A 21,971-nucleotide genomic window follows, 5' to 3' on the forward strand; every position below is an offset into this window, starting at 1 on the left:
GAAGCAAGCAGTGGCGGAGGTATATCGTGTTAACGCGTGATTTCTTAATGAAAGCGGATTGTAAGACGGCTTTTGGTGCCATTGAGGAATCGTTACTGTGGTCCCCTGAGCAGCGCTCGGCGTCTTTGGCCGCCACGCTCGCTTGTCGCCCAGACCAAAGTCCGGTATGGCTCTTTGGTTACGGTTCATTGATGTGGAACCCGGCTTTTGAATTTGAAGAGTCAGCCCCCGGCATGCTGGTGGGCTGGCATCGTGCATTTTGCCTGCGGTTGACGGCGGGGCGTGGAACCGCCTGTCGCCCCGGACGTATGCTCGCGCTGAAAGAGGGCGGCAGAACAACCGGGCTGGCTTACCGGCTGCCGGAGGCGGGGCTTGAAGACGAGCTGACGCTGGTCTGGAAGCGGGAGATGATTACCGGCTGTTATTTGCCAACCTGGTGCAAACTTGCGCTGGATGACGGGCGGATGGTCAACGCGCTGGTGTTCATTATGGACCCGCGTCACCCGCTCTATGAGGCGGATACCCGGGCAGAAACCATCGCGCCGCTGATTGCTTCCGCCAGTGGGCCGCTGGGCACCAATGCGCAGTATCTTTTTTCTCTCGAGCAGGAGATGAAAAAGCACGGTATGCAGGACGACCGTATGTCCGAGCTGGCAAATCAGGTGCGGGCCTGGCTGAGCGGACATGAGGATGAAAGCGGGCTGCAGCCTGGGTTTGCATAATAAATAAGAGGCCACCAAAAGGTGGCCTCAGTTTTTTATGCCGGAACATAGCTGATGGAGTGCTCAAGCGACTGCGTATGGCTATCGATCAGCACCTTCCAGGTTCCGCTGTAGGGCACGGCGATATAGGCCGACTGGCGATTTTGCACGCTTAGAACGTCGGCCTCTGCGCTGCCGCGCTTGTCTGAGTCGCACATCAAATGGATATGACAGTTATTCGAACAGCGAACCACCACGGTATCGCCACCAAAAAGTTTTAGACTGGCTTTTACTACTGGCATTTTTCACTCCACTTCCGCATCAAACATGGCCTTTTGGCCCCCAAAGGTGCTGTCCTGGTTCGTGATGTTGTTCACAAATCACTCGTGGCATCACACCAGAGCCTGGGGGCGTAAATGCTGATACTGATCAAAAAATGCCGCAACGATTAAACAATAATCATATTGTGCCTGAAACCTTTCAGCTGACGGGCATTTCGTTGGCAAACACCCGTCAGCGCATCATTAAATACGGAAATGTCCCGCGGTTTCCGCTAAGTCTCCAGCCTGACTTTGCAGCGCACCCGCCGCCGCCGCAGATTCCACCACCAGTTCAGCATTCTGCTGCACCATATTGTCCAGATGGGTGACCGCGTGGTTAATTTCCTGAATCCCTTTCATCTGTTCATCGGTTGAGAGGGTTATCTCGCGCATGATGACCAGCACGCTTCCGATGCTTTGATTTATTTTGTCCATCGCTTCACCGGCCTGGCGCACGTAAAGCGAACCATCGGCAACGCTTGCGGTGGTGGAGTCGATCAGGCTTTTGATCTCCTTCGCCGCCTGCGCGCTGCGGCTGGCCAGGTTGCGCACTTCACCGGCCACTACGGCAAATCCCCGGCCTTGTTCACCGGCGCGAGCGGCCTCAACGGCGGCGTTTAGCGCCAGGATATTGGTCTGGAAAGCGATGCTGTCAATGACGCCGGTAATATCGCCAATCTTGCCGGAGGCCTGCTCAATGGCCTGCATGGTGGTGATGACCTTCGAGACGACTTCGCCCCCGCGCTCGGCGGCTTCACCGGCGCTGTGGGCCTGGGTGTTTGCCTGGGCAGCAGAAGCCGTAGAGTTTGCGACGGACGCGGTAATTTGCTCTACCGCGCTGGCGGTTTCCCGCAGGCTGGAGGCGGCTTGCTCGGTTCGGGCCGAGAGATCCTGGTTACCTGCGGCAATTTCGTTGGCGGCCACCTTCACCGAGGCGCTGGAATCCCTGAGCTGGGTCATAACCACGCCCAGCTTGTCGCTGAAAGCGTTAAAGGCGTGGGCGATTTCCGTCACTTCATCATGACCGGTTTCCGGTAACCGCTGAGATAAATCGTTAGTGCCGCTGCTGATGGCGCGCATCCCGTCGCGAATTGTACCGAGGCGGTTCATCACCTTGCTAATCAGCAGATGCACAATCGTGCCGGAAATCAGTACCAGCACCAGCAGAGCAATGGCGGAAGCCTTCAGTAAAGCGCGCATACCGGAAGTGGCGTCATGTTCGTCGAGGGCCACGACCAGATACCAATGTGTGCCGGCAATCGGCGTGGCCATCAGCTGCTTGCTTTGCTCATTAATTATGCCAGTGGTGCGGTGAGTGTCACCCAACAGCTGGGATAAATCGGCCTGATGAACGGCATCAGAAAAGGCCTTCAGCGTCAGGGCGGGATCCTGGCCGGCAATCAAAGTTCCATCGCTATTGATCAGCAGGCCGCTGCTGGCGGGCGTAGGGTGAATGCTGCGCACGTTAGCAATCACGCTGTCCATCGCCACATCTCCCGCGACGACGGCCTTAAGGCTGCCATTTTGCTTAATGGGCACGGCAAACGTCACGACCAGCTTACCGGAACCGGCATCCACGTAAGGGGCGGTGACGACGGAGGCGTCGTCTTTCACCACCTGCTGATACCACGGCCGCCCGGTAGGATCGAAGTCGGCCGGAACCCCCGTCGGGTCTGAGAATTTTGCGGTTTTATTGGCATAGCCAACGTAGATATTGGTAAAGCCTCCGGATTTGGCCAGTTGGGTAAAGACCGGAATGGGATCTTCGCTTAGCGCGACACTTTCCAGAGAACTCACGATGGCCATTTTACCGCTGACCCAGTCGCCGATCGCGACAGAATGACTCAGGCTGGTGCTGGTCAGGGTGTCCGTGATGGCACGCTGGTTATCGCGGCTGGTGACGGTGTAATTAATGAAGGTGTTGAGACATAACGCGGAGACCAGGCAAATTGCCGTGACTAAAAGAAGACGTGTACGAAGAGATCTAACCATAATTATTATCCTGCTGCTGTGTTGTCCTAAGCAAAATATCGGCAACAATCGCAGGGAACTTGATGGCGCGGGAGAGGGTATAAGCAAATAATATTCCCGCGCCGAAATAATTAGAAGGTAAGGGTTTTATCCGACGCTAAAGTCCACTCGGCAAGTTCAACCAGCGTGCCGATGGCGACGCCTTCGATAAGCGGCAGTCCGGTGATGCCGCGCCCGTCGGTACAGGTTTTACAGAGTTTCACCGGCACACCCTGCGCGGTGAGAATTTCGAGCATCTGCTGAATGTTGTATCCCTCTGCTGGCTTCTGGCCGCGCAGGCCAGCGGTCACCGCATCGGACATCAGGAACAGTTTTACTTCTGGCTGCGGCTCCTGGTCGTGCAGGGCGATGGCCAGCCGCAAACTGTTAAAAAGCGATTCGTTGCCGTAAGCCGGGCCGTTGGCAATAATGACTATCTTCTGCATTGTCTTCTCCTTGATGATAACGCTGAGCGTAGGAAGCAGTGTATCCCCCTGCATGACCGGTGAGTATGATTTATCCCCGGAAAAGCCGGATTACTCCTGGAGTCGCGCTCAGGTCATGTATGGGCCGGGTAAAGAGCAAAACCAGTATGTTATAATTTACAAATGCGTAGATTTGCCGTTCCGCTTTTGACTTTGTATTGTCTGCTCCCTCGTCCGGGAGGGGCAATGAGTACCTCAAACTCCCTCGTTTCTGCTGCCCAGAATCCTTTATCTTCTTCCGCCGGTGACCTGCCGAACATGGGGCTTGCGCCTGAAACCGATGCCGCCGCGCGCAGAATTGCCGCGATGGCGAAGAAGTTTGGTGAAGACAGTATGGTGGATAATGGGCTGGATACCGGCGAGCAGGCACAGTTGTTTGCCTTCACCAGCCTGCGGGATTTGTTAACCACCAAAGTCACTGATGAAGCCCAGTCCTTGCTTTCGCCCTGGGGCAAAGCCAGCTTCAATTTGCAGGTCGATCAGCATGGGAGCTGGAAGGGTAGCAATGGCTCACTTTTCACGCCCTGGCAGGACAACAACCGCTATCTGACCTGGAGCCAGCTCGGCCTTAGCCAGCAAAATAACGGTACCACCGGTAACCTTGGGCTGGGGCAGCGCTGGGTCGCCGGAAACTGGCTGCTGGGGTACAACTCGTTCTACGATAATGAACTGACAACGCAGCTTCAGCGGGCAGGATTTGGGGCCGAAGCCTGGGGCGAATACCTGCGGCTTTCGGCCAATTATTACCAGCCGCTGAACGGCTGGCGCGGGCAAACAGACACGGTTGAACAGCGCCTGGCTCGGGGCTACGACGTCACGGCGCAGGCCTGGCTGCCGTTTTATCGGCATATAAATACCAGCCTGAGTTTCGAACAGTATTTTGGTGACAACGTCACGCTTTTCGACAGCGATACCGGCTACCGAAATCCGGTGGCGGTGACGATGGGCATTAACTACACGCCGGTGCCGCTGATTACGTTGACCGCCCAGCATAAGCAGGGGGAAAGCGGGATCGCGCAGGAGAATCTGGGGCTTAAGCTTAACTATCGTTTCGGGGTGCCGCTGCAAAAGCAGCTCTCGGCGGACGAAGTGGCAACGACGAGCTCGCTGCGCGGCAGCCGCTACGATAGCGTTGAGCGTGAGTCCGTGCCGGTTATGCAGTTCCGCCAGCGCAAAACGCTGTCGGTATTCCTGGCTACGCCGCCGTGGCAGCCTCAGCCGGGAGAAACGGTATTACTTAAGCTGCAGGTTAAAGCGACCTACGGCATCAGAAGCCTTTCGTGGCAGGGCGATACAAAGGCGCTGAGCCTGACGCCGCCGGCGCAGATGCGCAGCGCAGACGGCTGGAGCATTATTCTGCCGGCCTGGCAGGAAGGTGCCGCAAATGAATATCACCTGGCGGTCACTCTTGAGGACGAGAAGGGGCAGCGGGTTACGTCGAATGCGATTGTGCTCAAGCCCGCTGCGCCGCTACTGATCGCCCCTGACAGCGACCCGCGATACTCCTTGCTGCCGGGGGAGTAACTGGCATTAGAAAATACGGTCCTGGTGCACCCAAACGGCGGCTTCCACCCGGGATTTGAGCTTCATTTTCTTCAGCAGGTGTTTGACGTGTACCTTCACCGTACTTTCGGTGATATCCAGGCGACGGGCGATCATCTTGTTGGGCAGACCCTGAGCGATCAGCTTCAGGATATCGCGTTCCCGCGGCGTGAGCTGATTAACGTCGCGGTCGGAGGTGGCGCGGTTGGCCCGCAAGCTTGCCGCCAGCACCGGTGTTAGCGCCTCGCTGAGTACCATTTCCCCCGCCGCGGCCTGTTGCAGGGCTTTGAGCAAGTCTTCCGGCTCCATGTCTTTCAGCAAATAGCCATCCGCGCCGCGCTTAAGGGCGGTGACCACATCTTCTTCATGGTTCGAAACGGTGAACACAACAATGCGCCCCGACAGCGCTTTTTCGCGCAGGCAGTCAAGCGTCTCCAGCCCGTTCATGCCCGGCATGTTCAGGTCGAGCAGAATCAGGTCGGGATCGAGCGCTTCGGCAAGCTGTACGCCCTGTTCGCCGCTGCCGGCCTCACCGATGACGGCCAGCTCTGGCGCCATGCTAATGAGTTGCTTAACGCCTGTACGCATCATGGGATGATCGTCTATCAGCAAAATGGTTGCTGCTTCCTGATTGCTCATTCTTCGCTCCTTGTTACGGAAGAAAGCGGTGCTTCGGGGATGAAATTGACGACCACTTCGGTGCCGCCGCAGGGGCGGGGGCGAACCTGGCAGTCACCCTGCAAGGTTTGGGCGCGGTCGCGCATGATAATAAGGCCGTAATGATTGCTGCGCTCGCCGCTGCCGGAGATCCCCCGGCCGTTGTCCCACACCACCAGGCGAACCTGATTCCCCTGGCGGGTGGCGCTAATGCCGCAGGCGCTGGCGTCGGCATGTTTTAAGCTATTGTTTAACGCTTCGCGGGCAATCTGCACTAAATGGATCGCCTGATGGGAAGGGACCAGGCGCGGCGGGAGCTGGTAATCCAGGGCCACCGGGAAGCCCAGTTTATCGCTGAACTCCTGGCAACTGGCCTCTAGCGCAGGCCGCAGTCCCGGCTCGGTCAGCTGCAGGCGGAAGGTGGTCAGCAGCTCTCGCAGTTGCCGCCAGGAGGTATTCAGCTCGCCGCGAATTTGCTCCAGCAGCGTCCGGCTTTCCTCCGGCAGCGCTTTGCCCTGCATTTGCAGGCAACTGACCTGCATCTTCATACAGGAAAGCGACTGGGCGATGGAGTCGTGCAGTTCCCTGGCGATGGCAGAGCGCTCTTCCATCACGACGAGTTGCTGCTGGTGTTCATACTGGCGCTCCATGGCAAGCGTGGCGGTGAGCTGTTCCATCAGGGTGGCGATGAGCTGCTGCTGGTCTTCGGTCAGTATCTTGCCAAAAGGCAGCTGGGCCAGCACCAGACCGTAATGAATATGATTGTCCGTGAGCCGCCATTTCAGGGTGGTGGTTTCCTGCGGCAGCGCTGCCCCGGCATCCGGGCACAGCTGGCAGCCTTGGGCATCGCAGTGCGCATCCGGCTGGAAAGTATATTCCTGGTAATTCTCTTCATCTTCGTACTCATAAACCCGCAGCACGATGCCCAGCAGCGGCGTTAATACCTGTAGCTCGCTCAGCACGGGGGAGATTCGCTGGCACAGCGGGGCCTGAGCGTGCAGGCGGCGGTTCGCCTCGTAGAGGAAGGAGAGCATCTGATTTTTTTGCTCAAGGCCGGCGGTTTTCTCTCTGACCCGGCGCTCGAGCACGGCGTAGCTTTGCGCCAGTTCGCTGGACATGCTGTTCAGCGCGATCCCAAGCGTGGCCATTTCGTCGCGCCCGCGAACGTTCACGCGCTGGGTGAAGTCCCGTTGGCCAATGGCCGTGGCCATCGCCAGCAGCTGACGCCACGGGCGGAGTAATCTTTTGCGTAACCAAATCAGGGTAAAGACGATCAATAACGCGAGTAACACCGCCATACCCTGCTGCAGCAAAATTACGTGATGCAGGCGCATCTCCGTGGTGCGGTCAAAGGAGCTGACGAGTTCATCAATGCTGGCCACAAAATGGGCGACGGCGGGTTTCACCTGCTGCGGCGTTTGGGCGGCAATCAGCGCGGGTTCAAGCGTGCTGCGCCAGTATTCTTGCAGTTGCTGAAGTTTGGCCTGCTGCCCGTCGCGTTCGGCGGCAAGGTGCAGCTCGTCACTCCATGTGGTTTGCTCCATTTCACGAAGCAACACCTTGTCCTGCTCCGTCAGCGGTATGGCCGCCAGCAGGCGATAGCTCTGCATGCGCATTGAGCCCGTTTTATTGATCGCGTGGGCATTGCCCGAGATCCCCTGGGCCAGCCAGCCGGCAGCCGCCATTCCCGCCACGCTGATAATCGCCAGCAGCATGACGACCAGCGCGAGCTGATTGACCAGCGAAAGGGGAGAAAACAGGCGTTTTAGCATTGGCGCACGGGCTCCTGAGGCGGTAAGGATGACGAGTGGCGCTATTTTCGGCCAACACCTGGAGTATACCCATACCCCCTAAGGATTACCCCTAAATTGCCAAAGGTGGCAGAGGGTTGTGTTCTGTGGACAGCAAGCGCCGCAGGGATGTGATAAATCACGTTATTTTTTTGCCAGAAGATTACTCACAAAGAATGAGGGGGCATTTTTGCCCGCCGGAGAGATAGATTATCCCTTGATTTACATCAACTAATCTCCACGCAGGAACCCTAAGGTTGCGGCATTTACTCACACGAAATGAGGTGTTTATGTCACAGTCTCCCGTTACCGAGAAGTCGTCGGGCGCACTGATTACCGACTGGCGGCCGGAAGATCCGCAGTTTTGGCAGCAAAAGGGCCACCGGATCGCCAGCCGTAACCTGTGGATTTCCGTTCCCAGCCTGCTGCTGGCCTTCTGCGTCTGGATGCTGTTCAGCGCGGTGGCGGTGAATTTGAATAAAGTCGGCTTTTCTTTTACCACCGACCAGCTGTTTATGCTCACGGCGTTACCTTCCGTTTCTGGGGCGCTGCTGCGCGTGCCGTATTCCTTCATGGTGCCGGTCTTTGGTGGCCGCCGCTGGACGGCGTTCAGCACGGGGATTTTAATTATTCCTTGCGTCTGGCTGGGCTTTGCCGTGCAGGACACCAGCACCTCGTTTAACACCTTCATTTGTATCTCGCTGCTGTGCGGTTTCGCCGGGGCGAACTTTGCTTCCAGTATGGCCAACATCAGCTTCTTCTTCCCGAAGGCAAAGCAGGGCGGCGCGCTGGGAATTAACGGCGGGCTGGGCAATATGGGCGTCAGCGTGATGCAGCTCGTGGCCCCGTTGGTTATCTCCCTGTCGATGTTTGCCGTTTTCGGCGGCAAAGGCGTTGAGCAGGGCGACGGCACCATGCTGTTCCTTGAAAATGCAGCGTGGATTTGGGTGCCGTTCCTGGCCGTTTTCACCCTGGCAGCCTGGTTCGGAATGAACGATCTTTCGGCGTCAAAAGCTTCCCTGCGTGAACAGCTGCCGGTGCTTAAACGTGGCCATCTTTGGGTCCTCGGCCTGCTGTATCTGGCGACTTTTGGCTCATTCATCGGTTTCTCTGCCGGGTTTGCAATGCTGTCAAAAACCCAGTTCCCGGACGTCAACATCCTGCACTTTGCCTTCTTTGGCCCGCTGTTTGGCGCGCTGGCGCGCTCTGCCGGTGGGGCAATTTCCGACCGCTGGGGCGGCACCAGAGTTTCGCTGTATAACTTTATACTGATGGCGATTTTCAGCGCGCTGCTGTTCACCACGCTGCCGACCAACGGCCAGGGCGGGAACTTTATCGCCTTCTTCGGCGTGTTCCTGATGCTGTTCCTGACGGCCGGGCTGGGCAGTGGCTCGACCTTCCAGATGATCTCGGTGATTTTCCGCAAGCTGACGATGGACAGAGTGAAAGCCGCCGGCGGTAGCGATGAAGCCGCTTTGCGCGAAGCCGCCACGGATACCGCCGCAGCGCTGGGCTTTATTTCGGCTATCGGGGCTATCGGTGGGTTCTTTATCCCTAAAGCTTTCGGCACCTCCCTGGCGCTCACCGGCTCGCCTGCCGGGGCGATGAAGCTGTTCCTTGTCTTTTATATCGTGTGTGTGGTTATCACCTGGGCCGTTTACGGCCGTAAATCCGCACGCTAATGCTTTGACCTTTTTGGTTATCCCTTTGCGCGGCTTCGGTCGCGCTTTTTTTTGCCCGTCATGTTGTCAGGGACGGTTATTTCGCCGTCTACCCCTTAATACCCAAACCCGGCTTACTTCTACTCCTTCTCCGATAGGTTTGGTTTTTTTTATGTTTTTATTCAGTTAGTTAATTAATTTTGAGGGGTTACACTTTGGTGGTAGAAGCGAGCTGAGGGCAAAAAAACACACCGGGAGCAGTTGATCGTTATCAAAAATCCCCTTCTTTCGAGGCGTTACCGTCTCGGGCATCAAGCAATGTCGATTTCACCAGAAGAGCCACCAGGCTCCACATCAGGAGTATCCCGATGAGCAAGTTCCTCGACCGGTTTCGTTACTTCAGGCAGAAGGGAGAAACCTTTGCCAATGGACACGGCCAGCTACTCGATACCAATCGCGACTGGGAAGAAGGGTATCGCCAGCGTTGGCAGCACGACAAAGTGGTGCGCTCGACGCACGGCGTAAACTGTACCGGCTCCTGCAGCTGGAAGATTTATGTCAAAAGCGGCCTGGTGACCTGGGAAACCCAGCAAACTGATTACCCGCGTACCCGCCCGGATATGCCGAATCACGAACCTCGCGGCTGCCCGCGCGGCGCAAGCTATTCCTGGTATCTCTACAGCGCTAACCGCCTGAAATACCCGCAGATGCGTAAACGCCTGATCAAGCTATGGCGCGAAGCGAAAACGCAGCATAACGATCCGGTCGACGCCTGGGCATCCATCATTAACGATCCTGAAAAAGCCAAAAGCTACAAACAGGCTCGCGGACGCGGAGGATTTGTTCGTTCAAGCTGGGAAGAGGTTAACGAGCTGATTGCTGCCGCGAACGTCTATACCGCAAAAACCTACGGCCCGGACCGCATCACCGGCTTCTCGCCTATTCCTGCGATGTCGATGGTTTCTTACGCCGCAGGCACCCGCTATCTGTCGCTGATCGGCGGCACCTGCATGAGCTTCTACGACTGGTACTGCGACCTGCCGCCTGCGTCTCCGCAGACCTGGGGCGAGCAGACCGACGTGCCTGAGTCTGCGGACTGGTACAACGCCGGCTACATCATTGCCTGGGGCTCTAACGTCCCGCAGACGCGTACCCCGGACGCCCACTTCTTCACCGAAGTTCGCTATAAAGGCACCAAGACCGTTGCCGTCACGCCGGACTATGCGGAAATCTCCAAGCTTTGCGACCAATGGCTGGCGCCGAAGCAGGGGACCGATGCCGCGATGGCGATGGCGATGGGCCACGTCATGCTGCGCGAGTTCCACCTCGACAACCCTAGCCAGTACTTCACCGACTACGTTCGTCGCTACACCGATATGCCGATGCTGGTGACGCTGGAAGAGCGCGACGGATTCTATGCGCCCGCGAATTTGCTTCGTGCGGCAGACCTGGTCGACAGTCTTGGTCAGGAAAATAATCCGCAGTGGAAAACCGTTGCGCTGGCCGATCAGAGCGGTGAACTGGTCGCGCCTAATGGATCCATCGGCTTCCGCTGGGGTGAAAAAGGCAAGTGGAACCTCGAGCAGCGTGACGGCAGCAGCGGAGAGGAAACCGCGCTGCGCTTAAGCCTGCTGGGCAGCCACGATGAAGTTGCCGAGGTAGGTTTCCCGTACTTTGGCGGTGAAAGCACCGAACATTTCGATAACGTCAAACTGAAAGACGTCCTGCTGCATAAACTGCCGGTTAAACGCCTGCAGCTGGCTGACGGCTCAAGCGCGCTGGTGGCAACGGTTTACGATCTCACGATGGCTAACTATGGCCTGGATCGTGGTCTGAACGATGAAAACTGCGCCAGCAGCTACGATGAAATGAAGGCTTATACCCCAGCGTGGGCCGAGCAGATCACCGGCGTGCCTCGCCAGGATATCGTGCGCATTGCCCGCGAGTTTGCCGATAACGCAGACAAAACCCACGGCCGCTCGATGATTATCGTTGGCGCAGGGGTGAACCACTGGTTCCACATGGATATGGCCTATCGTGGGCTTATCAATATGCTGATCTTCTGCGGCAGCATCGGACAGAGCGGCGGCGGCTGGGGCCACTACGTCGGCCAGGAAAAACTGCGCCCGCAAACCGGCTGGATGCCGCTGGCGTTTGCCCTCGACTGGCAGCGCCCGCCGCGCCACATGAACAGCACCTCCTACTTCTATAACCACTCCAGCCAGTGGCGCTACGAGACGGTCACTGCGGACGAATTCCTCTCGCCGCTGGCGGATAAATCCCGCTATACCGGCCACCTGATTGACTTCAACGTGCGCGCTGAACGTATGGGCTGGCTGCCGTCTGCGCCGCAGCTCGGGACTAACCCGCTACGCATTGCTGACCGGGCGAAAGAGGCCGGGATGTCGCCGGTGGATTACACCGTCGAACAGCTTAAATCTGGCGGCATTCGCTTTGCGGCAGAGCAGCCGGACTCCGGCTATAACCATCCGCGCAACATGTTTATCTGGCGCTCCAACCTGCTGGGCTCCTCCGGGAAGGGGCATGAGTTCATGCTCAAATACCTGCTGGGCACCGAGCACGGCATTCAGGGCAAAGACCTGGGCCAGGAAGGCGGGCTGATGCCGGAAGAGGTGGAGTGGGTCGATAACGGCCTGGACGGCAAGCTGGATCTGGTGGTTACTCTGGACTTCCGCCTGTCGAGCACCTGTTTATATTCCGACATCGTGCTGCCGACCGCCACCTGGTATGAGAAAGAGGATCTGAATACTTCGGATATGCATCCGTTTATTCACCCGTTCTCTGCCGCAGTAGACCCTTGCTGGGAGTCAAAGAGCGACTGGGAAATCTACAAAGGGATCGCGAAGAAATTCTCTGAAGTTTGCGTCGGCCACCTCGGCAAAGAAACCGATGTTGTGACGTTGCCGATTCAGCATGATTCCGCCGCTGAACTGGCTCAGCCGTATGGCGTGATGGACTGGAAGAAGGGCGAATGTGACCTGATCCCAGGTAAAACCGCGCCGCACATTATTGCCGTTGAGCGCGACTATCCGGCGACGTATGAGCGCTTTACCTCCGTCGGACCGCTGCTGGAAAAAATGGGTAACGGCGGGAAAGGCATTAGCTGGAATACCGAGAAAGAAGTCGAGTTCCTGCGCAAGCTCAATTACGTGAAGACCGACGGCCCGGCCAAAGGCCAGCCGATGATCAACACGGCGATTGACGCTGCCGAAATGGTGCTCAGCCTTGCGCCTGAAACCAACGGCCAGGTAGCGGTGAAGGCCTGGGCCGCGCTCGGCGAATTTACCGGCCGCGACCACACGCACCTCGCGCGACCAAAAGAAGAAGAGAAGATTCGCTTCCGCGATATTCAGGTTCAGCCGCGCAAAATCATCTCAAGCCCGACCTGGTCCGGCCTGGAAGATGAGCATGTGTCTTACAACGCCGGATATACCAACGTCCATGAGCTGATCCCGTGGCGCACCCTGTCTGGCCGCCAGCAGCTGTATCAGGATCATCAGTGGATGCGCGACTTTGGCGAGAGCCTGGTGGTGTACCGTCCGCCAATCGATACCCGTTCCGTGGACGGCATGATGGGCCACAAGTCCAACGGCAACCCGGAAAAAGCGCTTAACTTCCTGACGCCGCACCAGAAGTGGGGCATTCACTCCACCTACAGCGACAACCTGTTGATGCTGACGCTGGGGCGTGGGGGGCCGATCATCTGGCTGTGCGAGGCCGACGCGAAAGAGATAGCTATTGCCGATAACGACTGGGTTGAAGTGTTTAACAAAAACGGCGCGCTGACGGCGCGGGCAGTGGTGAGCCAGCGTGTCCCGGCCGGGATGACCATGATGTACCACGCGCAGGAACGCATCATGAACCTGCCGGGCTCTGAAATTACCGGCCAGCGCGGCGGTATTCATAACTCGGTTACCCGTATCACGCTGAAGCCGACCCATATGATTGGGGGCTACGCGCAGCTGGCTTACAGCTTTAACTATTACGGCACGGTCGGTTCTAACCGCGATGAATTCGTGGTGGTTCGCAAGATGAAAGAGATTAACTGGTTAGACGGCGAAGGCAATGACCAGGTACAGGAGAGCGTAAAATGAAAATTCGTTCACAAATTGGCATGGTGCTGAATCTGGATAAATGCATCGGCTGCCATACCTGCTCGGTGACCTGCAAAAACGTCTGGACCAGCCGCGAAGGGACGGAGTACGCGTGGTTTAACAACGTGGAAACCAAACCCGGCCTTGGCTACCCGACTGACTGGGAAAACCAGGAAAAATGGAAGGGCGGCTGGATCCGCAAAATCAACGGCAAGCTACAGCCGCGCATGGGCAACCGCGCGATGCTGCTGGGTAAAATCTTCGCTAACCCGCATTTACCGGGCATTGATGATTATTACGAGCCGTTCGACTACGACTACCAGAACCTGCATACCGCGCCGGAAGGCAGCAAAGCGCAGCCGGTGGCTCGCCCTCGCTCGCTGATTACCGGCCAGCGAATGAACAAAATCGAAGCAGGCCCGAACTGGGAAGAGCTGCTTGGCGGAGAGTTTGAAAAACGCGCGCAGGACCAGAACTTCGTCAATATGCAAAAGGCGATGTACGGCCAGTTCGAAAACACCTTCATGATGTACCTGCCGCGCCTGTGCGAGCACTGCCTGAACCCGGCCTGCGTGGCGACCTGCCCGAGCGGGGCTATCTACAAGCGTGAGGAAGACGGGATTGTCCTTATTGACCAGGATAAATGCCGCGGCTGGCGGATGTGCATCACCGGCTGTCCGTACAAAAAAATCTACTTCAACTGGAAAAGCGGCAAATCAGAGAAGTGCATCTTCTGCTACCCGCGCATTGAAGCCGGGATGCCAACGGTGTGTTCCGAAACCTGCGTAGGGCGCATTCGCTACCTCGGCGTGCTGCTGTACGACGCGGATGCGATTGAACAGGCGGCCAGCACGGAAAACGAGAAAGATCTGTATCAGCGCCAGCTGGATGTGTTCCTCGATCCGAACGATCCGGCGGTTATTGCGCAGGCGCTGAAAGACGGGATCCCTCAGGGCGTGATCGCCGCTGCGCAGCAGTCTCCGGTTTACAAAATGGCGATGGACTGGAAGCTGGCGCTGCCGCTGCACCCGGAATACCGCACGCTGCCGATGGTCTGGTATGTGCCGCCGCTGTCGCCGATTCAGTCCGCAAGCGATGCGGGCCAGCTGCCGCATACCGGCATTCTGCCTGACGTCGAAAGCCTGCGTATTCCTGTGGAGTACCTGGCCAACCTGCTGACCGCCGGGGACACGGCACCGGTACTGCGGGCGCTGAAACGCATGATGGCGATGCGCCACTACAAACGTGCTGAAACCGTTGAAGGCGTGACTGATACCCGCGCGCTGGAAGAGGTGGGGTTAACCGAAGCTCAGGCGCAGGAGATGTACCGTTACCTGGCTATCGCCAACTACGAAGATCGTTTTGTGGTGCCGACCAGCCACCGCGAGCTGGCGGCGGAAACCTTCCCTGAGCACAGCGGCTGCGGCTTTAGCTTCGGCGACGGCTGCCACGGGAGCGACACTAAATTCAATTTGTTCAACAGCCGCCGGATTGACGCTATCGACGTTTCGAGCAAAACGGAGCCGCACCCATGATTGAATTACTGATTATCTCCCGCCTGCTGGAGTACCCGGATGCTGCCCTGTGGCAGCATCACCAGGAACTGCATGAAGCCCTTGCGCAGAGCGATGCCTTGACGGAAAAGCAACGTGGCGATCTGGACAGGTATATCGATTCACTCTGCCAGCGTGAGCTGCTGGATGCGCAATCCAGCTACAGCGAACTGTTCGATCGCGGCCGGGCAACGTCGCTGCTGCTGTTCGAACACGTTCACGGTGAATCACGCGATCGTGGCCAGGCGATGGTTAACCTGATGAACCAGTATCAGCAGGCGGGGCTGGAAATAGACAGCCACGAGCTGCCGGACCATCTGCCGCTGTACCTGGAATATCTGTCCCAGCGCACGCCGGCAGAAGCGCAGGGCGGGCTACAGGACATCGCGCCAATCCTGGCCCTGCTCAGCGCTCGCTTGAAGCAGCGTGAAAGCGACTATGCGCTGCTGTTCGACCTGCTGATTGCCCTTTCTGAAAGCAGCGTCAGCGTGGAAACCGTTCGCCAGCAGATTGCTAATGAAGCGCGCGACGACACCCCGCAGGCGCTGGACGCGGTGTGGGAGGAGGAGCAGGTGAAATTCATGGCCGACGACAGCTGCGGAGAGACTGAAATTACCGCGCACCAGCGTCGTTTTGCCGGGGCGGTGGCTCCGCAGTACCTGAATATAGCAGGAGGGAAATAATGCATTTTCTCAACGTCTTCTTCTTTGATATCTACCCGTACCTTTGCGGTGCCGTTTTCCTGATTGGCAGCTGGCTTCGCTATGACTACGGGCAGTATACCTGGCGGGCAGCTTCTAGCCAGATGCTGGATCGCAAAGGTATGAATCTGGCTTCAAACCTGTTTCATTTCGGCATTCTTGGGATTTTTGCCGGGCACTTCCTCGGGATGCTGACGCCGCACTGGATGTACGAGGCGTTTTTACCGCTGGAAATTAAACAGAAAATGGCCATGTTTGCCGGGGGCGCGAGCGGCGTGATGACGCTGGTGGGCGGCCTGCTGCTGCTGAAGCGTCGCCTGTTCAGCCCGCGCGTTCGTGCCACCACGACCGGGGCCGATATTCTGATCCTAAGCCTGCTGATGGTCCAGTGCGCGCTGGGCCTGGGCACTATTCCGTTCTCCGCCCAGCATATGGACGGCAGCGAAATGATGAAACTGGTGAACTGGGCGCAGCACGTGGTGACCTTCCGCGGCGGGGCTTCGGAATTCCTGGACGGCGTGGCGTTTATCTTCCGCGTCCATCTGGTGCTGGGGATGACGCTGTTCCTGTTGTTCCCGTTCTCCCGCCTGGTGCATATCTGGAGCGCGCCGGTGGAGTACCTGACGCGCAAATACCAGATTGTTCGCGCCCGCCGTTAGTTCTTCTGTATCATCAAAAGCCCGGTTTATGCCGGGTTTTTTTGCGATGAACAAATGCGATTTTTCGAATGTGTATGTTGACTTTATCGGCCTGAGTTTTACTATGGCGGAGTTTATTTACAGGACTCAATCATGACTGCGTTAACGCCTTTACAGCTTTTTAAGCATCTTTCGGAAGAGACCCGGCTGGCTATTACCCTGCTGCTGAGGGCGAAGCGCGAGCTTTGCGTCTGCGAATTGACTGCCGTGCTGGATCTGCCGCAGCCTAAGGTCTCCCGGCATCTGGCTATGCTGCGCGAGGGCGGTTTGCTGCAGGACAGAAGAGAGGGGAAATGGGTTTACTATCGCCTTTCACCGCATATGCCCGCCTGGGCTGCAGCGGTGATTGAGCAGGCCTGGCAAAGCCAGGGGCATGAAGTGCTGGAGCGTTTGAAACGCATAGAGGCGAGCGGGGCTATGGCGCTTTGCCAGTAAAAAAATTTAACTCAATATATCTGTTTTTTCGAATGTGAATTTTGCAATGATAATGGGGACTGAGTGCATATGTTTTTAGCTGGAGCAATATTTATTCTCACCCTGGTGCTGGTTATCTGGCAGCCGCGTGGGTTGGGGATTGGCTGGAGTGCGATGCTAGGCGCCGGGCTGGCGTTAGCCACCGGCGTGGTTCAGCTGGCCGATATCCCCGTGGTGTGGGCGATTGTCTGGAACGCTACGGCGACCTTTATCGCGGTGATTATTATTAGTCTGCTGCTGGACGAGTCGGGCTTTTTTGAATGGGCGGCGCTGCACGTTGCCCGCTGGGGAAAGGGGCATGGGCGGCTGCTGTTTACCTGGATTGTGCTGCTGGGTGCAACCGTGGCGGCGCTGTTTGCGAATGACGGCGCGGCGCTTATTCTGACGCCGATTGTTATCGCGATGCTGCTGGCGCTGGGGTTCAGCCCTGGCGCGACGCTGGCGTTTGTGATGGCCGCGGGTTTTATCGCCGACACGGCAAGCCTGCCGCTGATCGTCTCAAACCTGGTCAACATCGTTTCCGCAGACTTCTTCCAGCTTGGGTTCAGCGAATACGCTTCGGTGATGGTGCCGGTCAACCTCGCGGCAATTGCTGCCACGCTTGCCATGCTGCATCTGTTTTTTCGCAAAGATATTCCACGGGCCTACGACCTTGGGCTGCTGAAAACGCCTGCCAGCGCCATCAAAGATCCGGCCACCTTTAAGGCCGGTTGGGTTGTACTTGTGCTGTTGCTGGTGGGCTTTTTTGCCCTGGAGCCGCTGGGGATCCCGGTCAGCGCGATTGCCGCAGTAGGGGCTCTGATTTTGCTGGCGGTGGCGAAAAAAGGGCAGGCGATTAATACCGGTAAAGTTCTGCGCGGAGCGCCCTGGCAGATTGTTATTTTCTCGCTGGGAATGTACCTGGTGGTTTATGGCCTGCGCAACGCCGGTTTGACCGACCAGCTTTCGAGTTTGCTTAACATCATGGCACAGCATGGGCTTTGGACGGCAACGCTGGGCACGGGCTTTATCACGGCGTTCCTGTCATCAGTGATGAACAATATGCCCACGGTGCTGGTCGGGGCCTTGTCCATTGAGGGCAGTAGCGCCGGTGGCCTGATTAAAGAAGCGATGATTTACGCCAATGTGATCGGCTGCGACCTCGGTCCTAAAATCACGCCGATTGGCAGTCTGGCCACGCTGCTGTGGCTGCACGTTCTCGCGCAGAAGAAGCTGACTATCAGCTGGGGCTACTACTTCCGTACCGGCATTGTGATGACGCTGCCGGTGCTGTTTGTCACGCTCGCGGCGCTTGCCCTGCGACTTTCTTTCTCTCACTGAGTTACCGTCTATGAGCAAAATAACGATTTACCACAATCCTGAGTGCGGCACGTCTCGCAACACGCTGGCGATGATCCGCAACAGCGGGACGGAGCCCACGATTATCTATTACCTGGAAACGCCTCCGTCCCGCGAGGAACTTACCGGGCTGCTTGCCGACATGGCGATTAGCGCCCGCGAATTACTGCGTAAAAACGTTGAGCCTTATGAGACGCTGGGGCTTGGGGAAGGGCAATTCAGCGACGAGCAGTTGATCGACTTTATGGTGCAGTACCCGCTGTTAATTAACCGGCCGATCGTGGTCAGCGAGCTGAGCACCAGGCTTTGCCGTCCTTCTGAGCGTGTGCTGGATATCCTGCCTGAGACACAGCGGGGCGCGTTCAGCAAGGAAGACGGCGAGCAGGTTGTGGATGTGCGCGGCCAGCGCCTGAAACCGTAAAACACGCTTGAAACCGAAAAAGGAAAGGGTAGAATGCCTTCGCAAGGTGATGGCGTTCCACCTTCCCCAACCGCCTCGTTCGGAGGCTGATGACGCCTGGTATGACTCTTTTAATCCAAGAGGCATGTCAGGCTGGTCAACGTTTACCCCCCGGCTCTGCATGCTTCCCTGACCGTATCGATAAGATAGTTTTGAGGAAAATATGGTTAAACCACTTTTTGCAGTTATTGTTGGCGGCTCGGCGGGGTGCGTTATTCGCTGGCTACTTGCGTTGCGTCTTAACGGCCTTTTTCCTCAGTTGCCTCTCGGCACGCTGGCGGTCAACCTGCTGGCCGGGTTGATCATTGGCGGCGCGCTGGCTTTCTTTCTGCGCCAGCCTCAGCTTGATCCCACCTGGAAGCTGCTGATCACCACCGGCCTGTGCGGCGGCATGAGCACCTTCTCAACATTTTCTGTTGAGCTATTTTCGCTGCTGCAGGGCGGGAATTATGTCTGGGCGATGGCGTCTGTTTTCGCTCATGTGATGGGGTCATTATTAATGACCGCGGTCGGTTTCTTCATCATTAATGCAGTGATGTAACGTCAACGGACTCAGGTTGCCTGAGTCCGTATTGTTAAGTATTAGCGCCTCCCGCTCAGTTTCTTCAGGCGTTCAATGCCCACCGGTTCTTCATGCTGAAGCGGCGTAAGGGCTATACGTCTGGCATGTCCGTTCTGAATTTGCTGAATAATTGATATTTCTCGGCTGGCTCTGGCTTTCAGCAGTGGAGATGAAGGCCGGGCAGCGGCAATGCTGTTGTTAATGATCCATGCCCAGGGTTCAATCTCCGCTCGCCGCAGATCGTCCTGCAGGTTTGCTGCCTCCAGCATCGGGGTCGTTTCCGCCAGCGTGACGATAATCACCTTCGTTTGCTCCGGGTCCTGCAACTGCATTATCGGCGTGAGATAGCGTTCTTCAGTATTGCCCATCTGGCGCACCATCTCTTTGTGGTAGTTGCCTGAGGCATCCAGCAGCAAAAGTGTGTGCCCGGTGGGCGCGGTGTCCATAATCACAAAATGGTCATTCGCCTCTTTGATGATCCGCGAGAAAGCCTGGAATACCGCAATTTCTTCAGTGCAAGGGGAGCGCAGATCCTCTTCCAGTACGGCTCGCCCGGCGTCATCAAGATCTTTGCCCTGATTGTCCATCACATAACGGCGGTAGCGCTCGGTTTCTGCTTTAGGATCGATTCTGCTCACCGTCAGGCCTGGCATCGCATCCGCAAGGGTGTAAGAAAGATGCGCCGCCGGGTCGGAGGTTGTCAGATGAACATTATGCCCTCGACTGGCCAATGAGACGGCGAGGGAAGCTGCCAGCGTGGTTTTTCCTACGCCGCCTTTGCCCATCGTCATTACCAGGCCGTTACCTGCAAGACTTAATTCTTCCACCAGAGTGGAAAGCGGAGGCAGGGCGAGATCGTTCCACGGTTCTGCTATGAAAGATCCGGTTATTATCTCTTCCTCAGGATTTAGTAATGCTCTTAGCGCTTCCACCCCAACCAGGTTAAACGACTTCAGCGGCAGCTTAGTTTGTGGCAAAGACATCAGGTTTTCAGGCATCTCGCTGAGGGCTCTCTCTTCCCGCGCCAGAATACTTTGCGCCAGCGGGTCGTGCTCATCCGGCTGTGGCGTCAGCACGCCGTTAATGGCGAGATGCTGGTGTTTCAAACCCAGTTGAGCAAGTTCGTCGTGGGTGTGCGAAACCTCTTTCAGCGTGGAGATTTGCGCGCGTGCGACCAGCACCAGACGCGTCAGGTTTTCATCCGCCAGGGCGGTGACCGCGTTTGCATATTGGTGTTGCTGTTTTTCAAGCCCAACCAGTGGACCAAGGTTTGCCGCCGCGTCCGGGTTGGCCTCCAGATAACCGCTCCATGCGCCCGGCAGTTCGAGCATGCGGATTGTGTGCCCGGTTGGCGCCGTGTCGAAAACAATGTGCTGGTATTTCTCGCGCAATATTTCGCTGGTCAATAGCGCGGTGAACTCGTCAAAAGCGGCTATTTCGGTCGTGCAGGAGCCTGAAAGCTGCTCTTCTATGCTGCGCACAACCTCTGCCGGCATCTGGTCTCGTACCGGATTAAGGACCCGGTCGCGATAGGCCTGTGCGGCCGCGAGCGGATCGACTTCCATCGCATCCAGACCCGGCACTTGTGCCACGGCCACAATTCGATGTCCGATCTGCTGATTGAACACCTGGCCCACGTTTGAAGCCGGATCGGTACTGACCAGCAGCGTGCGTTTACCGCTGTCGGCAAGCCGGACGGCGGTAGCGCAGGCCAAAGATGTTTTGCCTACCCCGCCTTTGCCAGTGAAGAAAATGAACTGAGGGATGTCGGTTAAAAAAGACATTTGCATAATTTGCTCCTGAGATGCGTTAAGGCTGACGGGGAATTGTGCAGCAGCGGGGTTCGGCGTCGTGTTGTTCCCAATCCTGGGTGAAGGGGACGTTTGCCCAGCGGGCAAGATCCGCTCGTGCGGGACGCGTGCCTGACATCGCCAGGACGCCATCTACCAGGACAACGGGCAGCGCGCCCGAGCCAACATCATTCAGGACGTTTTTCACGATGGGATTGTTGATAAAGCTGGCGGGATTTTTAGCCAGATTGTACCGCTGGATAGCGATACCGTTTTGCTTCGCCCAGTCGAGATCGGCGTTCCACTGCAGGTCCGATCGCTGCACGTTCACGCTACTGGTCGCGCAGCATCCGGCAGCCTCATAAATTTCAATTCTGGACATGTTGTTTGCCTCAAAAGTAAGCCACAAAGTGTGGTACTGAGGTAAACGAACGAGGACAGGAAAGGATGCAAAAATTAATGCATTTTTTTATGGCAGCAGACGGGGGAATGCTCATCTGCTTCGACGTCACACAGCTCAACCAGCTTTTGCCTGAGACTGGATCTGGCGCGCAGCAGCCTGGATTTCAGAGCGCTCAGCGTCAGGCTCAGCTCGTCGGCAACCTCCTTCTGGGGGCGGCGATAAATATCACATTGTTCAATAAGCCAGGCTTCGTCGACGGGAAGAGACTGGAGCGTTTCGGGCAGGCATCGCGCCAATGAGGCAACGGGCTCAGCCTGGGGTGGCTGGTGAATCAGTGATTCAGGGACTTCAACAAACGCTTTGTCCAGGCGATGCTTGTCAATCAGCAGGTTTCTGGCTGCTCGGTAGAGCCAGGCTAACGGATAATCCATCTCACAGAATGTTTCGGCGTTCGCCCGAGCCTTTAAAAACAGTTCCTGCAGCAGGTCTGCCGCTTTGTCAGGATCGGCGGTTTTGGCTAACAAAAAATGATACAGCTCGGCCTGATGCTGACGCCAGAAAGGGGTCATGCAGCTATTAAAGGCGGTTATATCAGGCATCTTGTTTCCTCTGAATGAATACGGAAATAGCATAACGCAGTTCGAGGCGAGACCGAAAGCGAACTGGAAGATTGTGCAAATTTGAAGGTTTGGATTTTTTTCTGAGAGAGGG

The 21,971-nt window shown here is 56.9% G+C and carries 19 protein-coding genes and 1 riboswitch; of the genes, 11 read left to right on the forward strand and 8 right to left on the reverse strand.

All coding sequences use genetic code 11. From position 1 onward, the window contains the following. The first annotated feature begins 26 nt into the window (after window positions 1-26). Window positions 27-722: a gamma-glutamylcyclotransferase gene (locus CNE01S_RS01195; RefSeq protein ID WP_061272461.1), complete on the forward strand. Its 696-nt coding sequence runs from the start codon at window positions 27-29 to the stop codon at window positions 720-722. Window positions 723-757: 35 nt separating this feature from the next. Here the strand turns inward: CNE01S_RS01195 and CNE01S_RS01200 are convergent, their stop codons facing one another. From CNE01S_RS01200 to CNE01S_RS01210, 3 genes are all read right to left on the reverse strand, one after another. Continuing rightward, window positions 758-1,003, reverse strand: coding sequence for a DUF1883 domain-containing protein (locus tag CNE01S_RS01200; RefSeq protein WP_061272463.1), 246 nt, complete (start codon window positions 1,001-1,003; stop codon window positions 758-760). A 222-nt stretch (window positions 1,004-1,225) separates the two neighbouring features. Beyond that, window positions 1,226-3,013 (reverse strand): methyl-accepting chemotaxis protein, encoded by a 1,788-nt coding sequence (locus CNE01S_RS01205; RefSeq protein WP_061272465.1) that lies wholly within the window; start codon window positions 3,011-3,013, stop codon window positions 1,226-1,228. Between the two features lie 110 nt (window positions 3,014-3,123). After that, window positions 3,124-3,477, reverse strand: coding sequence for a DsrE/DsrF/TusD sulfur relay family protein (locus CNE01S_RS01210; protein WP_061272467.1), 354 nt, complete (start codon window positions 3,475-3,477; stop codon window positions 3,124-3,126). A 162-nt stretch (window positions 3,478-3,639) separates the two neighbouring features. Here CNE01S_RS01210 and CNE01S_RS01215 point away from each other — a divergent pair, with 162 nt between their 5' ends. Beyond that, entirely contained in the window at window positions 3,640-5,040 is a 1,401-nt protein-coding gene (locus CNE01S_RS01215; RefSeq protein ID WP_061272469.1) for a YchO/YchP family invasin, read from the forward strand. A gap of 6 nt (window positions 5,041-5,046) precedes the next feature. Here the strand turns inward: CNE01S_RS01215 and narL are convergent, their stop codons facing one another. Together narL and narX are read right to left on the reverse strand one after the other, a co-directional pair. Next, on the reverse strand, window positions 5,047-5,697 hold the full coding sequence (gene narL / locus CNE01S_RS01220; protein WP_039303793.1) for a two-component system response regulator NarL: 651 nt from the start codon (window positions 5,695-5,697) through the stop codon (window positions 5,047-5,049). Continuing rightward, a complete protein-coding gene (gene narX, locus CNE01S_RS01225; protein ID WP_061272471.1) occupies window positions 5,694-7,487 on the reverse strand; it encodes a nitrate/nitrite two-component system sensor histidine kinase NarX in 1,794 nt (597 codons plus the stop codon). Before narX ends, narL begins: the two co-directional genes overlap by 4 nt. A gap of 308 nt (window positions 7,488-7,795) precedes the next feature. Here narX and CNE01S_RS01230 point away from each other — a divergent pair, with 308 nt between their 5' ends. From CNE01S_RS01230 to crcB, 9 genes are all read left to right on the forward strand, one after another. Further along, complete coding sequence (locus CNE01S_RS01230; protein ID WP_061272473.1) at window positions 7,796-9,187, forward strand: NarK family nitrate/nitrite MFS transporter; 1,392 nt, start codon at window positions 7,796-7,798, stop codon at window positions 9,185-9,187. 347 nt (window positions 9,188-9,534) lie between these two features. Beyond that, entirely contained in the window at window positions 9,535-13,281 is a 3,747-nt protein-coding gene (locus tag CNE01S_RS01235) for a nitrate reductase subunit alpha (RefSeq protein ID WP_061272475.1), read from the forward strand. Beyond that, entirely contained in the window at window positions 13,278-14,816 is a 1,539-nt protein-coding gene (gene narH, locus CNE01S_RS01240) for a nitrate reductase subunit beta (RefSeq protein WP_061272477.1), read from the forward strand. Before CNE01S_RS01235 ends, narH begins: the two co-directional genes overlap by 4 nt. Then, a complete protein-coding gene (narJ, locus tag CNE01S_RS01245; protein WP_061272478.1) occupies window positions 14,813-15,517 on the forward strand; it encodes a nitrate reductase molybdenum cofactor assembly chaperone in 705 nt (234 codons plus the stop codon). Before narH ends, narJ begins: the two co-directional genes overlap by 4 nt. Continuing rightward, window positions 15,517-16,194, forward strand: a complete 678-nt coding sequence (narI, locus tag CNE01S_RS01250) for a respiratory nitrate reductase subunit gamma (protein WP_061272480.1) — start codon at window positions 15,517-15,519, stop codon at window positions 16,192-16,194. The genes narJ and narI overlap by 1 nt, the downstream gene beginning before the upstream one ends. 132 nt (window positions 16,195-16,326) lie before the next feature. Beyond that, entirely contained in the window at window positions 16,327-16,668 is a 342-nt protein-coding gene (locus CNE01S_RS01255; RefSeq protein ID WP_061272481.1) for a metalloregulator ArsR/SmtB family transcription factor, read from the forward strand. A gap of 69 nt (window positions 16,669-16,737) precedes the next feature. Beyond that, entirely contained in the window at window positions 16,738-18,027 is a 1,290-nt protein-coding gene (locus CNE01S_RS01260; RefSeq protein ID WP_061272482.1) for an arsenic transporter, read from the forward strand. A gap of 10 nt (window positions 18,028-18,037) precedes the next feature. Continuing rightward, window positions 18,038-18,466: a glutaredoxin-dependent arsenate reductase gene (gene arsC / locus CNE01S_RS01265; protein WP_061272484.1), complete on the forward strand. Its 429-nt coding sequence runs from the start codon at window positions 18,038-18,040 to the stop codon at window positions 18,464-18,466. A 36-nt stretch (window positions 18,467-18,502) separates the two neighbouring features. Then, a riboswitch (Fluoride riboswitch) is annotated at window positions 18,503-18,572 on the forward strand. 96 nt (window positions 18,573-18,668) lie between these two features. Continuing rightward, window positions 18,669-19,046 carry a fluoride efflux transporter CrcB gene (gene crcB, locus CNE01S_RS01270; RefSeq protein WP_061272486.1) on the forward strand — a complete coding sequence of 126 codons (378 nt, stop codon included), beginning with the start codon at window positions 18,669-18,671 and terminating at the stop codon, window positions 19,044-19,046. 41 nt (window positions 19,047-19,087) lie between these two features. Here crcB and arsA read toward each other — a convergent pair whose 3' ends face one another. From arsA to CNE01S_RS01285, 3 genes are all read right to left on the reverse strand, one after another. After that, window positions 19,088-20,857, reverse strand: a complete 1,770-nt coding sequence (gene arsA / locus CNE01S_RS01275; RefSeq protein ID WP_061272489.1) for an arsenical pump-driving ATPase — start codon at window positions 20,855-20,857, stop codon at window positions 19,088-19,090. Between the two features lie 19 nt (window positions 20,858-20,876). After that, a complete protein-coding gene (locus tag CNE01S_RS01280; RefSeq protein ID WP_061272491.1) occupies window positions 20,877-21,239 on the reverse strand; it encodes an arsenic metallochaperone ArsD family protein in 363 nt (120 codons plus the stop codon). 74 nt (window positions 21,240-21,313) lie between these two features. After that, on the reverse strand, window positions 21,314-21,859 hold the full coding sequence (locus CNE01S_RS01285; RefSeq protein WP_061272492.1) for a sigma-70 family RNA polymerase sigma factor: 546 nt from the start codon (window positions 21,857-21,859) through the stop codon (window positions 21,314-21,316). Window positions 21,860-21,971 lie beyond the last annotated feature (112 nt).

This window comes from Cedecea neteri NBRC 105707 = ATCC 33855 (assembly GCF_001571265.1).
Classification (GTDB): Bacteria; Pseudomonadota; Gammaproteobacteria; order Enterobacterales; family Enterobacteriaceae; genus Cedecea; species Cedecea neteri.